Below are 13897 nucleotides of genomic sequence, written 5' to 3'. Positions count from 1 at the left end.
CTCAGGATTGCGGCGGCCCGACGATCAACACGGCAGGGCTCGTCAAAAGCAGTTTTTGTGCCGCAGCCTTGACCTGCTCAAGCGTTACCGAGTTGATAAGATCAGCGCGTCTGTCGATATAATCACGACCAAGCTTTTGATCCTGCAAACCGACAAGAGTGCTGGCCACCGCTGACGATGAATCCAGATTGTTTACGGCATAAGAGCCAACCAGATACTTCTTCGCCTCAACCAGTTCTTCTTCTGTCGGCCCATCCTTGGCCATGCGCGCAACTTCATCTTTCAGAATTTGCAAAGTCTCATTAGACCGATCAGCACGTGTCGCGGTCGAGATTATCAGCGCGGACATATGGTCCTTGGTCGCAAGGGTCGAACCCGCGGAGTAGGCAAGGCCGCGCTTTTCACGAACTTCATTGTAGATACGTGAAGAGAATGTGCCGCCACCCAGAATGTGGTTCATGATGAAAACCGGAAAAAAGTCCGGATCCTGACGGCGGACGCCCGGATAAACCATTGAGATTGACGTCTGGGGCAAGACATAATCCACCCGCGTGGTTCGATCCAAGCCCAGCTTTGCGTCGCTGACGGGTTCAAGCTGTGCCTTCTCAGGAAGATCGCCAAATACCTTGTCCAGCAAAGCAGCGAAATCCTCAGGGCTGATGGAGCCGACCGCTGCAACAATCAGATTATCGCGGGCAAAATTACGTTTGTGGAACGTGGCAAGATCATCATGCGTGATAGTACCCAGCGTCTCCACTTTACCTTCCGACTGACGGCCATAGGGATGCGAACCATAGAGGGCTTCAGCAAATTTGCGCCCTGCTATAGTGTTGGGATCGCGCTCGGACGCCTTTATTCCAGCCACAACCTGCTGGCGGATACGGTCAATAGGAGCTTGATCGAAGCGTGGCTTATTGACAGCGAGAGCAAGCAAGTCGACAGCAGCATCACGTCTGTCCGAAAGCATACGTACTGTGCCGGAGATCGCATCATCATCGGCGCTGAAACTCATTTCAGCACCGACATCATCGAGCTGCTGCTGAAATTTTTCGGAATCCAGATCGCCCGCGCCTTCGTCAAAAAGGCCGGTCATCAGATTGGCTATCCCATCCTTACCTGATGGGTCTTGCGCAGAACCGCCTTTGAACGAAAAACGCATCGAGATGAGCGGGACGAAATCGTCCTGCACCAGCCATGCCCGAATGCCTTTGGGCGATACTACTTCCTTGATTTCGACGGCATAGGCAGGCGCGATGGTAATGGCGGCGAGCACAAACGCAGCGGCAAATCGCTTCATGATGGATGCACTCATTGGACAACTCCCTGCGCTGGTGCTTCACCCTCGCCTGCATTCTGCGTCTGGTTTTCAGTTTTTTTATCGGGCGTGCCCGCTTCCGGCATCAGATAGCTCGTGACTGAACGGCTATCGACGAGATATCGCTTGGCCACGTCCTGGATATCCTGAACTTTCACCGCCTTTATGCGATCCGGCCACTCTTCGATATCTTTGATGGTTTGGCCCGTAGATAGTGTCGAGCCGTAAATGCGAGCCATACCGGTTTGACTGTCTCGCGCGAAAATAACGCTTTTCAAAAAGCGGTTTCTGGCTTTTTCCAGTTCGTCTTCAGTAACGCCATCCTTGATAATCCGGGCAACCTGCGCATCGATGCCATTTTCGACATCTTTTAGTGTGGCATCGCCACGGGGCGATCCATAAACGCCAAAACTGCCATCATCGAGCGAAGAGCCCTGATAATATGCGCCAGCGCTCGCCGCTGAGCCATCCTTGACTACCAGTGTCTGGTAGATACGGCTGCGCGCAGAGCCACCAAGAATTTCGCTGAGCAAATCAAGAGCCTCTGCTTCGCCGGGCTTTGCATTGGTATAGGACGGGGCAAGCCACATCTTCTGGAAGCTGGGTTGAGAAACACGCGGGTCGGCCAGCGAAACCGTACGTTTGGTATTCTGTTCAGGTTCCTGCGGACGCTCGCGCTTGCCGGGCTCTGCCCGCCGGGGAACCTTGCCATAGGTCTTTTCCGCAAGTGCCTTAACGGTAGCGCTGTCTACGTCACCAGATACAACAAGCGTCGCATTATTGGGTGTGTAATATTTTTGATAGAAGGCCAGAGCATCTGTCAGATTGAGCTTCTCCATCTCATGCAGCCAGCCGATTACCGGCATCCGATATGGATGGTTCTGATAAAGCGTGGCATTCACTTCTTCCGAGAGCAATGAAGACGGATTGCTGTCAACGCGCGATCGGCGCTCTTCCAGAACGACATCCCGTTCCGTCTTGACCACTTCATCGTTCAGGATGAGATTTTCCATCCGGTCAGCTTCATAGGTCATAGCCATTTCCAGCGCCTGTGGAGCGAGCTGCTGGTAGAAGGCCGTATAATCGTAGGATGTGAACGCGTTTTCCTGTCCGCCAATCTCGGCAACCTTGCGCGAGAACTCACCGGCCGGATAGGTCTTGGTCGCCTTGAACATCAAATGCTCGAAGAAGTGGGCAATACCAGATTTTCCGGGCTCCTCGTCGGCAGATCCGACATGATACCACAGCATGTGCGTGACAACGGGGGCACGGTGGTCGGGAATAACAACAACTTCCAGCCCATTTTCGAGATGGAACGAGCTGACATCATTCTTGATCGAGGCGTTAGCTGCAACCAATGTTGCAGTCTTTGTTTCCGCTCGCACTGGAAGGGTTGAAAACGAGGCGAAAACGACGCCCGACAAGACAAATGCCGCAACAAGGCGGCCTTGAGCAAGAAGCATTCAGATCAATCCAATTCTGTTTTGCAGACACTGCAATGATGGACTTCCCAAGCTATTACGACTTCAATGTGACAAGCCTTATGATTGTTCCGCCGTAAGAACGCTCTTCGATGATTTCAAAGCGGGCGTCAAAAGCAATGACAGCTTCAGCTTCTTCTTCGAGGATCAGCAATGCGTCCGGCTTTAACCACCCGCCATCAAGAGCGGCCTTGAATGCACGCTCGCCCAAACCTTTGCCATAGGGCGGATCAGCAAAGACCAGGTCAAAGGGCTCGACATTGCCTGCATCGCCAAGCTTGGTTGCATCACGGCTGAACACTTTGGTGTTTCCGTTGAGTCCAAACGCCTCAATATTCGTGCGAATCAAACCACGCCCTTGCGCAGATTCTTCAATGAAGATTCCATAGCGTGCGCCGCGAGACATAGCCTCCAGTCCCAAAGCGCCTGTGCCGGCAAATAGGTCGAGCACACGCGTGGACTCGAACTTTTCCGGGTAGTTATGCGCCAGTACATTGAAAAGGCTTTCACGCGTCCGGTCCGTTGTCGGCCGGATCGCGTTTGTTTCTGGGGTCGCCAAGCTGCGTCCGCGAAATTTTCCGCCAACAATCCGCATGTGAGGCCTTAGCTTTTAGGCTTGCCGCCGCGTGGTGGCCTGCTTCCGCCACCAGGGCCGCTACGCGGTGCACCCCTGGGTGCGGCTTTCGGTCCACCATAGGGGCGGTCGCCGCTGCGGCCATCCTGCCTGCCGGGCGCGCGCGTTGGCTTGCCGCTTGCACCATAGGGGCGTTCCGAGCGGTTTGGACGGTCACCTTGTGCCGGCGCGTCGCCGCGTGCTTCACGTTCCTTGAGTTCCGCACGCTCGCGCTTGCCAACCCGTGGGGGACGCGGTGCATTGCGGGAACCTTCTGGACGGTCTGAGCCGAATGAACGCTTCGGACGCTCCGCATTATCGCCGCCTTCACGCGGTGGGCGCGGAGAATAGCTGCGCGGCTTGTCGCCGGAATACCCCCCCGGCGCGCGAGCACCTGGCCTTTCACGGTCTTCCCGAGGACGATCCGAGGCCGGACGATCAGAGCCCCGAGCTGGCCGGCTCGCGCCTTCGCCAGCACGCGCCGGTCTTTCCGACCTTGCGCTTTCCGCGCGATTTCTTGCTTCACGCGATTCTACCGCCTTTGCCCTCGCACTGCCCATGGGACGGGCACCCGGAGCCATCCACACATTCGCGGAACGCGAACTGCGCGGTGCCATAGCCTCGTCTTCCTTGCGCTCCCGATCCGCTTTCGAGCTAATGCCGCGCGGCTTCTGATCGTTGTCACGAGCCGCGCGAGTTGGGCGCTCTTCGCGTGGTCCACGTGCAGGCCGTTCGTCACGACCGGTTCGCGGTGTGGCTGGGCGGTCAGTACGATCTGTCGACCAGCGGGAAAGGTTTTCTTCGCGCTGTTCATCCTTGGATTTACGAGGCGCGCGTCGTTTTTCTACCGGTGCGCTGGAAATCCACTCCGAGCGGCGTGCCGGAGCCGGACGTTCGGCGGGCTGCTGAACAGCTTCGCCTTTCACGGCATCATTCGAGAATACATTGATGATCGGCGCATCAAAATCAGCGCCGGATTCTTCGATCAGGCGTTCACCAAGCTGGTCGCGAAGCGTGCGGCCATTCATTTCGCGAACAGAACCTTCCGGCAAATCGCTCAACTGGAATGGACCATAGGAAATACGAATGAGCCGATTAACAGACAGACCCAACGCACCCAGGACGTTCTTGACTTCGCGGTTCTTACCCTCACGAAGCCCCATCATGATCCAGACGTTAGAGCCCTGCTCACGTTCCAGATGGGCCTCAATTGCACCATAAAAGACGCCGTCAACGGCAATGCCATCCTTCAATGTATCAAGCTTTTCTTGGGTGACACTGCCATGAGCCCGAACGCGGTAACGGCGAAGCCAACCCGTAGAAGGCAATTCCAAAGCACGCGACAAGCCACCGTCATTCGTGAGCAAAAGCAGCCCTTCGGTGTTGATGTCGAGACGGCCAACGGACAAAACGCGCGGCATATCTTTCGGCAAGGATTCGAAAACGGTCTGTCGGCCTTCGGGATCGCGATTGGTCGTCACAAGACCAGCTGGCTTGTGGTAAAGCCACAAGCGCGTCCGCTCTTTTTCAGGCAATGGTTTTCCATCAACCTCGATGCGATCACTGCGCATGACGTTGATAGCGGGACTGGAAAGTCGCTTGCCATTGACGGAAACACGGCCCGCCGCAATCATCGTTTCGGCTTCGCGGCGGGATGCTATTCCCGCACGTGCCAAACGCTTGGCTATGCGCTCGCCCTCTTCGGGCAGCGCTTCTTCTTTACGCGGTTCAAAACCGCGCTTTGCCGGAGCAGCATTGTCGAACTTGCGGGGTCCTTTGGGACCATCATTACCGCGCTTGTCGAAACTGCGCTTTTCAAAGGGGCGTTTGCCGCCCTTGCCGTCATCATTTGAGCTTGTCATGGAATGTTTGCCTTTCAGCAGGGCTCACTACCAGCTATGGAGTGTGCTTGCGAGTAAATTCTGGATGATGAGCCGCCCGTGAACCAAAAAACTGATCCTATGAGCCTGGCTTTGGCACAAGCACACGCGGCTGCGGCCCGAGGAGAGGTACCAATTGGAGCCGTCTTGGTCAAAGACGGGGCTGTTATTTCGGCAGCTGGCAACCGGACCCGAGAACTTAATGACCCGACTGCACATGCCGAAGTTCTGGCCATCCGGGAAGCTTGCCAGATCCTTGCAGATGAGCGCCTGACCGGATGCGATCTCTTCGTTACCCTTGAGCCTTGCACCATGTGCGCTGCCGCAATTTCCTTTGCTCGAATTCGCCGACTTTATTATGGCGCACAGGATATAAAAGGGGGCGGCGTCGAAAACGGGGCTCGCTTCTTCACGCAACCAACCTGCCATCACGCCCCGGAAGTCTATTCTGGTTTTGGCGAAGCCGAGTCAGAAGCTCTGCTAAAAGAGTTTTTCAAGGCAAAGCGGCTCTAGTGCCGTTAATCGCTGCGTATTCTTGCCGAAAAATCAGGTGACGTGTCTGCATTTATCGCGCGCTGATTGATCAAGGCAGACTTTTCCACCTCACTTAAAGGCTTCTGATTATCTATCGCGCCAAGATCATAAAGATAGCTTGGCAGATAACCGGAGAAAATGACCCGATAATCAATGGGAATATCCGGCGTGATGGCTCGTATCATATCAAAAATAACCGTCGTGCAATTCGCGGTGACAGTATTGTAGAAGCTGGCTTTTTCCGCCAGGCGATTGGCATTGTCGACATAGGACAGGAACAATGCCTGGCGCATCTCCGGCTTCATATTGATACGATAACGATACACATCTTCCTTGCGTATATTGGTGCGCAACCGAACGATATCGCGTTCGTCGGCTGCGATCATTGCCAGTTCAAATTCTTTGAAAAAACCGCCGATCTCAGAAAACGCTTCGTGCCGCTCCTTCCGGATTTCAGCAGAAAAGACAACATGCTCGCCATTCTTAAAGCCAAAACTGACAAGCGTATGCGCGATGGCGGGATTGGACCAATAGGAAAGGAATACATCGACCGATGCCAGATCTTCCATATTATACGTGCGCACTTCCCAGCGCGGCGTGAAATCCTCGCGTGTTCTCCATTCGAAGTTGCGCACATTGGACAAGGTGACCTGATTGCCTGACAAAGTTCCGGTGACCGTCTGTGCAACATCGTCAGCCCAGATGCGCGTGAGCGATGGTGTAATCGTGCTCCACCAATAGAGCAGTCCAAGCAATATTGGCACAAGAACGATCAATGCCCTAAATGACCGGCCCTTTATTTCCAGCCAAAGCACGGAAAAGGCAATCGCTATCCAGACTATAAGACAGCCGATGGCGCCGAAAACGCCAAAGGGAAGCTGATACCAAAGGGCAAATACGCCCCATATAAAAACCAGAACCGAAACAGGGACGAGGATAATCCGTCCGATCAATCTTAAAATGAACAATTGGGAGAATCCTCGACTGGCGTAGGTTAACTTAACGAAACGCAAGCATATCTGTTCCCAAACTTTCGGAACAGATTGCGGAAACACGCTTTAAGCGGCAACCATTACGACAGGTAAGGAGCAGTAATTCTGGATCAGTTCCAGGGAATCAAGTTTTTGAAGCTGAAGCCCTTGTCCTTCCGGGCTGCAGCTTTCCGCTCACGTTCTTTCTTGACCTCGTCTTTGCCAAGATCATCCGTGGCAGCAGTCGGTGCGGGCGCCCTATATTCCAACGGTGGTTCGCTCAAATATCTGCGTGTGGTCGGTGAGCCAGCCGTTGAGGCGAGCTTGCGCGCACGAAACTCGCTGCTCTGATCGGTTTGCGGCGAGCCAGCGGGCACAACCTTCGGTGCCTTATCATTGTAAACGCCATACTCATCCCATTTTGACGACTTGGCAGCGGCAGGAATATCGTTTTCAACTTCCGGAACAAAATTCGGGTTGTTCTGGTTGGCAGTTGCGGTATCGCGAATGCGCTTGCGCCGCTGTTCTGGCGATTCTGGCCAGTTGGCGCTGTTTTCAGATACAACATTGCCCTGCGGCTGCGGCAACTGGGCGTTTGCAGAAGCGCCAGCAGGTGGACGAACAAGCTCCGGCCTTGGATTATACGCGATCGTATTTTTCTTTTTACTGAACGAAGCAATGTTTGATACGTCGTCAAGCAATTGCGCACCGGACGTTTTGTCGGTGCCATAGGTGGGCGATGTGCTGCAGCCAGCTATTGCCAGCGATGCAAACAATGCACTTAGAACCGTGATGCGTCCGTTCAAATTCATACTCGCCACTTCCACCCAAGCCTGAGCACTGATGCCCGCCAAAAAATACGCTTGATCTATGCCCTGCCTCTAAATTCAGGCAACTCAATGGCAAGCCTTTTACATGAGGCCTGTAGCATTAAGCAAGTCGAGGCTCTTTCTTGTTAATAAATCCGCGGATTATCTCAAGGGATAACCCGCAGATTTGATTCAGGCATCAAGTTTTCCCAACTTCGCCAGTTCATGTAGCGCCGCTGCATCCCGCGCCGATACATCAGGATAGGCCGGATCTGATCCAACATCATGCGTGTATCGCCATGACCGTGCGCATTTTGTGCCGGTTGCCCGTTCCGATACGACCGCAACGCCTTTGACGTCATCAGCAACAAAGGCATCTGCTGGCGCTGCTCCGTCCGTGATGGTTATGGCACTGGTGATGCATATCTCGGCCATATCAAGACCCTTCACCGCTTCGAACAATTCAGAATCGTTGATGAAAACCAGCGGCGCAGCCTCAAGTGATGAACCCAACGTCTTCTTGGCGCGCTCCAACTCCAGCGCACCCGTAACTACGCGGCGAACATCGCGCACCTTGCGCCACTTTGCGGCCAGCGCTTCGTTCTTCCACTCTTTTGGCGTGTCCCTGAACTGCTCCAGATGAACAGAAACGGCATTCTTGTGCAGATCAAGCCATGCTTCCTCCGTTGTAAATGGCAGCATGGGAGCCAGCCAAGTCACGATACGGTCGAACAGATGCCTGACAACTTGCAGTGCAGCTTTCCGCTTGATGCTGGAAGGCGCATCGCAATAGAGTGCGTCTTTGCGGATATCGAAATAGAATGCTGACAATTCCACATTGAGGAAATCGATCAATGCGCGCGTGATCCGCTTGAATTCGAAGGCATCATAGCCCGAACGCACAAGTTCATCGAGTTCCGCGAGTCGATGCAGCATTAGCTGCTCGAGTTCTGGCATATCCGCATAGGCAACTTCATCGCCTTCGTCATGAGCCAAAGTCCCTAGCATCCAACGGATCGTATTACGCAGCTTGCGGTATGAGTCGATATTTGTCTGGATGATGTTTTTACCCAGACGTTGATCTTCCCAATAATCGGTTGTCATGACCCAAAGGCGAAGGATGTCTGCCCCGGAATCCTTGATGACATCCTGCGGCGTGACAGTATTGCCGAGCGACTTCGACATCTTGCGCCCCTCTTCATCCATGGTGAAGCCATGGGTGACAAGAGTATTATATGGAGCGCGTCCGCGTGTGCCGCAGCTTTCAAGCAAAGACGAATGGAACCAGCCGCGATGTTGATCGGAACCTTCGAGGTAAACATCCGCTGGCCATTTCAGATCAGGGCGATCCTCGAGAGTGAAGACATGGGTCGAGCCTGAATCAAACCAGACGTCGAGAATATCGCGTACTTGTACCCAGGGTTCATTGGCTTTTTCGCCAAGGAACCGCTCACGGGCACCTTCGGCAAACCAGGCGTCAGCGCCTTCCTGCTCAAAGGCCTCAAGAATGCGGGCGTTGACCGCTTCATCCTTCAAGACATTGCCATCTTCGTCGGCAAAAACGCAGATTGGCACGCCCCAGGCGCGTTGGCGCGAAAGCACCCAATCGGGACGGTCCTCAATCATTGCACGCAAGCGGTTTTGCCCACCAGCAGGGACGAAACGTGTCTCGTCGATGGCGGCAAGAGAGCGCGAACGCAATGTCGTCTGATCGCCAAGATCTTTGTCCATATAGACAAACCATTGCGGCGTATTGCGGAAAATGACCGGCTTTTTCGAACGCCACGAATGCGGATAAGAATGTTTGATACGACCGCGTGCAAACAGCATGCCACGGTTGATCAGCTCTTCAATAACAGCCTTGTTGGCATCGCCCTTCTTGCCATTATCGTCGATGACGCGCGCGGCACCTCCTTCACGGTCCGGCCCAAAACCCGGTGCATCCTTGGTGTAGTAACCCGCATCATCAACGGTGAAGGGGATTGCCGAGGAAATACCGCGTGCTTCAAGATCGCTGCGCGCATCCATCCACGCATCGAAATCCTCACGACCGTGGCCGGGCGCTGTATGGACGAAGCCTGTACCTGCATCGTCGGTTACGTGATCCCCGCCAAGCATCGGCACTGCAAATTCATAACCACCGCCAAAACCTTTGAACGGGTGGGAGAGAGCGATGCCTGCAAACTCATCGGCTGTTATGGCTCTGACACGCTTGAAAGTCAGCTTGGCTTTCGTGGCCGAATCTTCCGCCAACGCATCTGCAAAAATCAACATCTCGCCCGGACGCGGGCCGAAATCATTCTCTGCCGTTTCAACCTCGTAAAGTCCGTAGGCTACGCGAGGTGAGTAGTTGACCGCCCTATTTCCAGGAATGGTCCAAGGGGTGGTCGTCCAGATGACGACATAGGCCGATGCGAGATCACCTTCGCCATTGACGATCGGAAACTTGACCCAGATCGTATCGCTTTCAACGTCGGCATATTCCACTTCGGCCTCGGCCAAAGCAGTACGCTCGACAACCGACCACATGACAGGCTTGGAACCGCGATAGAGCTGATCCGACATGGCGAACTTCAGGAGTTCCCCGGCAATGCGGCTTTCTGCATGAAATGCCATCGTTGTGTAGGGATTTTCGAAATCGCCTTCGATACCAAGCCGTTTGAACTCGGCAGATTGGACCTTGATCCAGTTGGCGGCAAATTCGCGGCATTCCTTGCGGAACTCGTTGATCGGCACCTGATCCTTGTCTTTGCCTTTGGCGCGGTACTGTTCCTCGATCTTCCATTCGATTGGCAGACCGTGGCAATCCCAACCCGGGACATAATTGGAATTGTAACCGCGCATCTGGAAGGAGCGCGTGATGACGTCCTTGAGAATTTTGTTCAGTGCATGGCCGATATGGATATTGCCATTGGCATAGGGAGGACCGTCATGCAGCACATAAAGCGGACGATCTTTGCCGTCTTCACGCAGCTTCCGATAAAGGTCCATGTCCTGCCAGCGCTGGACGAATTCCGGTTCCTTGGCTGGCAAACCAGCACGCATCGGAAAATCCGTCTGCGGCAGATATAGAGTTTTCGAATAGTCGATTGGCTTAGGCGTATCGTTCATTTTTCTTGGCTTTTCTTGGGCCCGCGCGTTATCGCTGCAAGCAAGGATTTGAAGAAATCGAAATAAGGCGCAAAGGCGCCGCCCGGACCTTCAACACCACGAAGCAAATAGCTTCAGGTTCAGGTGAAGGCCGGGCCAGTAATTCGTATCTGAATCGGTACGGACTTGGGAAAAGCCCCGCAAACGGTTTTCATGACCGCGCTTTTAGCAACCACGCTCGCGAGAATAAAGGGGCAGATGCAATAAACTTCGTCTGTATCTGCGACATCCGCTACAGCGAGAAGTCAAATCGGTAGGTTGCCTGCAAACCAAACGTTGCCTGATTAGCTGACCCACGCTCTTTGACCAGACTTGAATCGGCAGCAGGTCCCATCAAACGATTATACTCCGCATAGGCGCTTGTCGTGATCTTGTCTGTGGTCTTCCAGGTAATTTGTCCGCCGATTCCGAGCGACTTCAGCCCCCCTCCTGGCCGGTATTCCTTAAGGCCAGACGCAGCAGACTCTGCTGGGTTAACACCGTAATATTCACGGAAGTAATCTTTCGTCGCGACAGTAGCGCGTGGACCGGCGGACACACGCACCGTTGGAGTAATATCCGTAAAGGCATCAACAGCGAAATCTGCAACCACGCCATCATGCGCGCCAATGCCACGACGAACTTCAACGCGGCCGCGGACATTATCTGTCGGATAGAATTCGGCAAACCCGCCAACTTCTACGCCCCAATCGGTATCATGCAGTCCCTTCAAATCGCGTGAGTCATCATCGTCGCGCCCGGAAACCAGCTTGCCCGTCAGACCGGCGCGAAACACGCCGGTATCGATAAAGCCGATGGAAGCATTGTCATTCAGGGACGAGAATTTTTCAGACTTGCCAGCGCGTCCAAGTGAAATAACCGGAGCGGCCAGCAGGCGATAATCGCTTGCGCCATCATAGCGCGGCGCAACAAATCCCTTTGCTCCCAATGTCAGATACCAGTCGCCCGACCACCAATGATCGCCTCTTGAGCTGCTGGCCGGTGTTTCCGCGTCACTATAATATTCATCCGCAAGCACTATGGCGGGGGACGCGAAAAATACTGCGCCAGCAAGGGCGCCAATCAAACGAACAGACATATCTTGACTCCGAAATTTGCCTTGGGAGACGGCAATTCCGGGCCAAGCTACGAAAGGATAGATAAAATTGGATTTATTCTTATGGTAAACGATTTGCCATTTCAGACAAAATTAATCGTGTTATCCAGCGGCGAGAGCGGCTTCACACCCTGTAAAAGTCCCCGTGCCTCTTCTTCATCCCTTCTGATCTGAAGCATCATAGGCTCCAGCCCATCGAATTTTTCTTCGCCACGAAGGTATGCAAAGAAGGAAACAGCGCAGATCTCACCGTATAGATCGCCGGAAAAATCGAAAACGTACGTTTCCAAAAGTGGCTCGCCATCCGTGTCAACTGTGGGTCTGCGTCCGAAGCTGGCCACGCCATCGTAAAGGGTGCCATCAGCCCGGCGAAAGCGAACCGCATAGATGCCGTGCTTCAAATGAGTTTCCGGGGGCAGAACCATATTGGCAGTAGGATAACCGATGGTCCGACCAAGCTGCTTGCCGTGAACCACTTTTGCCCGAATGCGATGGCGATATCCCAACAGGCCGGCCGCCTCTACAACGTCGCCCTCCCCGAACAGCGAGCGAATGCGGCTGGATGATACGGCCTGTCCGCCTTCATCGCGAAACGCATCAACCAGCGTGACATGGAAACCGCGCTTGTCACCGGCCTCCATGAGAAAAGCGGGGCCGCCTTGGCGATTTTTGCCAAAATGAAAATCAAAGCCGGTGACGATGCGGCTTGCATGCAGGGCACTGACCAGAATCTGGTCAACGAAGTCATCGGCAGTCAATTGCGAGAATTCGCGCGTGAACGGGCATTCCACCACGGCGTCGAAGCCCAAAGCCTCCAGAATAGTAGCTTTTTCAGCTGCCGGTGTCAGCCGGTCCACGGGTTGGTCCGGCACAAAGACGCTGCGTGGATGCGGCTCGAACGTTAAAACCAACGAGGGCCTGCCCGCAGCCTGAGCCGCTTCCAAAGCGCGTTCGAGAACTGCTTGATGCCCACGATGCACCCCGTCAAAGTTACCAATCGCGACAACAGCGTCTCTTAAATCAGCTGGCAGCTGCGTGGGGTCCGTCAAGCGCAAAATTGGCATAGCTGCTTGTCCTCAAGCCAGAGCAGGCATCGTAGCAACAGGATTGCTTCCGTGTTTCTTCAGGAATTCCAGCAGCTTTTCGACATCGTGAACGCCACCATGGACATAATCACCCGCGTGAATGCCACCGGATATATATAGGACATCTATGCCAAAGAGATCAGCACCTTTGACATCCGTCAGCATACCATCGCCTATCGCAATGACACGGTTAAGGTCCACAGGTTTGCCACGCACCTCTTCAGCTGCGGCAATGGAAGCCTCATAAATGGGTCGATGCGGCTTGCCGGCGATCAAGGTCCGGCCACCAAGCTGGCCATAATCGCGGGCCAAAGCACCGGCACACCAGATCAGACGATCTCCGCGCTCAACGACAATATCAGGATTGGCACAGATAAATGGCAGATCGCGCGAACGGAAACGCGTCAGCATTTCGGCATAATCAGCCGGTGTCTCCGTTTCGTCATCAAAATAACCAGTACAGACGACGACATCAGCCTCCCGCTCTTCCACAAGCTCAACGTCCAGTCCTTCGTAAAGCGTTTCATCACGCTCCGGTCCAAGATGGAAGACCTTACGCGGCGAATTGCGGATCAATTCACGCGTAACATCGCCTGATGTAACGATCCGGTCATAGGCATCTTCGGGCACACCCAAGCCATGGATTTGCGCTGCCACGCTATCGAAGCGTCGCGGGGCGTTGGTTATCAGGACCACGGTCAAACCAGCGGCTCTGGCGCGAGCCAATGCTTTTGAAGCAGAGGCAAACGAATCGATACCATTGTGCAAAACACCCCAGACATCGCAAAGAAGCACGTCATAACGATCCATCAAGTCGTCCAGACTTGCCAAATGTACCATGTCGGTCATGCCGCTCTTCTCCATGCCAGTAATCGAGTTGCACCTCGCTTACCTGATTGCAGGAAAACTGTCACTCGGGATCATCATCAAAAGCTGTATCGACCGGTTGACAGTAAACACATG

11 protein-coding genes are annotated in these 13897 nt (G+C 54.1%); 1 reads left to right on the top strand and 10 read right to left on the bottom strand.

The features are described 5' to 3' along the window. Position 1: 1 nt before the first annotated feature. From V9K92_RS06980 to V9K92_RS06965, 4 genes are read right to left on the bottom strand one after another with little or no spacing between them, the layout of a single operon-like run. Complete coding sequence (locus tag V9K92_RS06980; protein WP_435530069.1) at positions 2-1312, bottom strand: M16 family metallopeptidase; 1311 nt, start codon at positions 1310-1312, stop codon at positions 2-4. Next, a complete protein-coding gene (locus V9K92_RS06975; protein ID WP_115055204.1) occupies positions 1309-2778 on the bottom strand; it encodes a M16 family metallopeptidase in 1470 nt (489 codons plus the stop codon). Before V9K92_RS06975 ends, V9K92_RS06980 begins: the two co-directional genes overlap by 4 nt. Positions 2779-2833: 55 nt before the next feature. Then, complete coding sequence (rsmD, locus tag V9K92_RS06970; RefSeq protein WP_115055205.1) at positions 2834-3391, bottom strand: 16S rRNA (guanine(966)-N(2))-methyltransferase RsmD; 558 nt, start codon at positions 3389-3391, stop codon at positions 2834-2836. A gap of 8 nt (positions 3392-3399) precedes the next feature. Continuing rightward, positions 3400-5271 carry a pseudouridine synthase gene (locus V9K92_RS06965; RefSeq protein ID WP_337353644.1) on the bottom strand — a complete coding sequence of 624 codons (1872 nt, stop codon included), beginning with the start codon at positions 5269-5271 and terminating at the stop codon, positions 3400-3402. A 99-nt stretch (positions 5272-5370) separates the two neighbouring features. On the opposite strand from V9K92_RS06965, the gene V9K92_RS06960 reads away from it, so the two are divergent. After that, a complete protein-coding gene (locus V9K92_RS06960; RefSeq protein WP_337353936.1) occupies positions 5371-5802 on the top strand; it encodes a nucleoside deaminase in 432 nt (143 codons plus the stop codon). Between the two features lie 5 nt (positions 5803-5807). Here V9K92_RS06960 and V9K92_RS06955 read toward each other — a convergent pair whose 3' ends face one another. From V9K92_RS06955 to V9K92_RS06930, 6 genes are all read right to left on the bottom strand, one after another. After that, positions 5808-6791 (bottom strand): Lnb N-terminal periplasmic domain-containing protein, encoded by a 984-nt coding sequence (locus V9K92_RS06955; protein ID WP_337353643.1) that lies wholly within the window; start codon positions 6789-6791, stop codon positions 5808-5810. A gap of 134 nt (positions 6792-6925) precedes the next feature. Next, the gene (locus tag V9K92_RS06950; RefSeq protein ID WP_336440548.1) at positions 6926-7606 is read right to left on the bottom strand and encodes a hypothetical protein; all 681 of its coding nucleotides are present in this window, start codon (positions 7604-7606) and stop codon (positions 6926-6928) included. A 189-nt stretch (positions 7607-7795) separates the two neighbouring features. After that, positions 7796-10714 carry an isoleucine--tRNA ligase gene (gene ileS / locus V9K92_RS06945; protein ID WP_337353642.1) on the bottom strand — a complete coding sequence of 973 codons (2919 nt, stop codon included), beginning with the start codon at positions 10712-10714 and terminating at the stop codon, positions 7796-7798. A gap of 271 nt (positions 10715-10985) precedes the next feature. Then, positions 10986-11831, bottom strand: a complete 846-nt coding sequence (locus V9K92_RS06940) for a MipA/OmpV family protein (protein ID WP_307282988.1) — start codon at positions 11829-11831, stop codon at positions 10986-10988. A gap of 101 nt (positions 11832-11932) precedes the next feature. After that, positions 11933-12913, bottom strand: coding sequence for a bifunctional riboflavin kinase/FAD synthetase (locus tag V9K92_RS06935; protein ID WP_337353641.1), 981 nt, complete (start codon positions 12911-12913; stop codon positions 11933-11935). Positions 12914-12925: 12 nt separating this feature from the next. Further along, positions 12926-13774, bottom strand: a complete 849-nt coding sequence (locus tag V9K92_RS06930; RefSeq protein WP_337353935.1) for a TIGR01459 family HAD-type hydrolase — start codon at positions 13772-13774, stop codon at positions 12926-12928. Positions 13775-13897 lie beyond the last annotated feature (123 nt).

It is taken from the genome of Phyllobacterium sp. CCNWLW109, assembly GCF_037203905.1.
Taxonomy (GTDB): domain Bacteria; phylum Pseudomonadota; class Alphaproteobacteria; order Rhizobiales; family Rhizobiaceae; genus Phyllobacterium; species Phyllobacterium ifriqiyense.
Note: the sequence above shows the minus strand (reverse complement) of the source record. Positions and strands in the feature narration are given on the sequence as shown.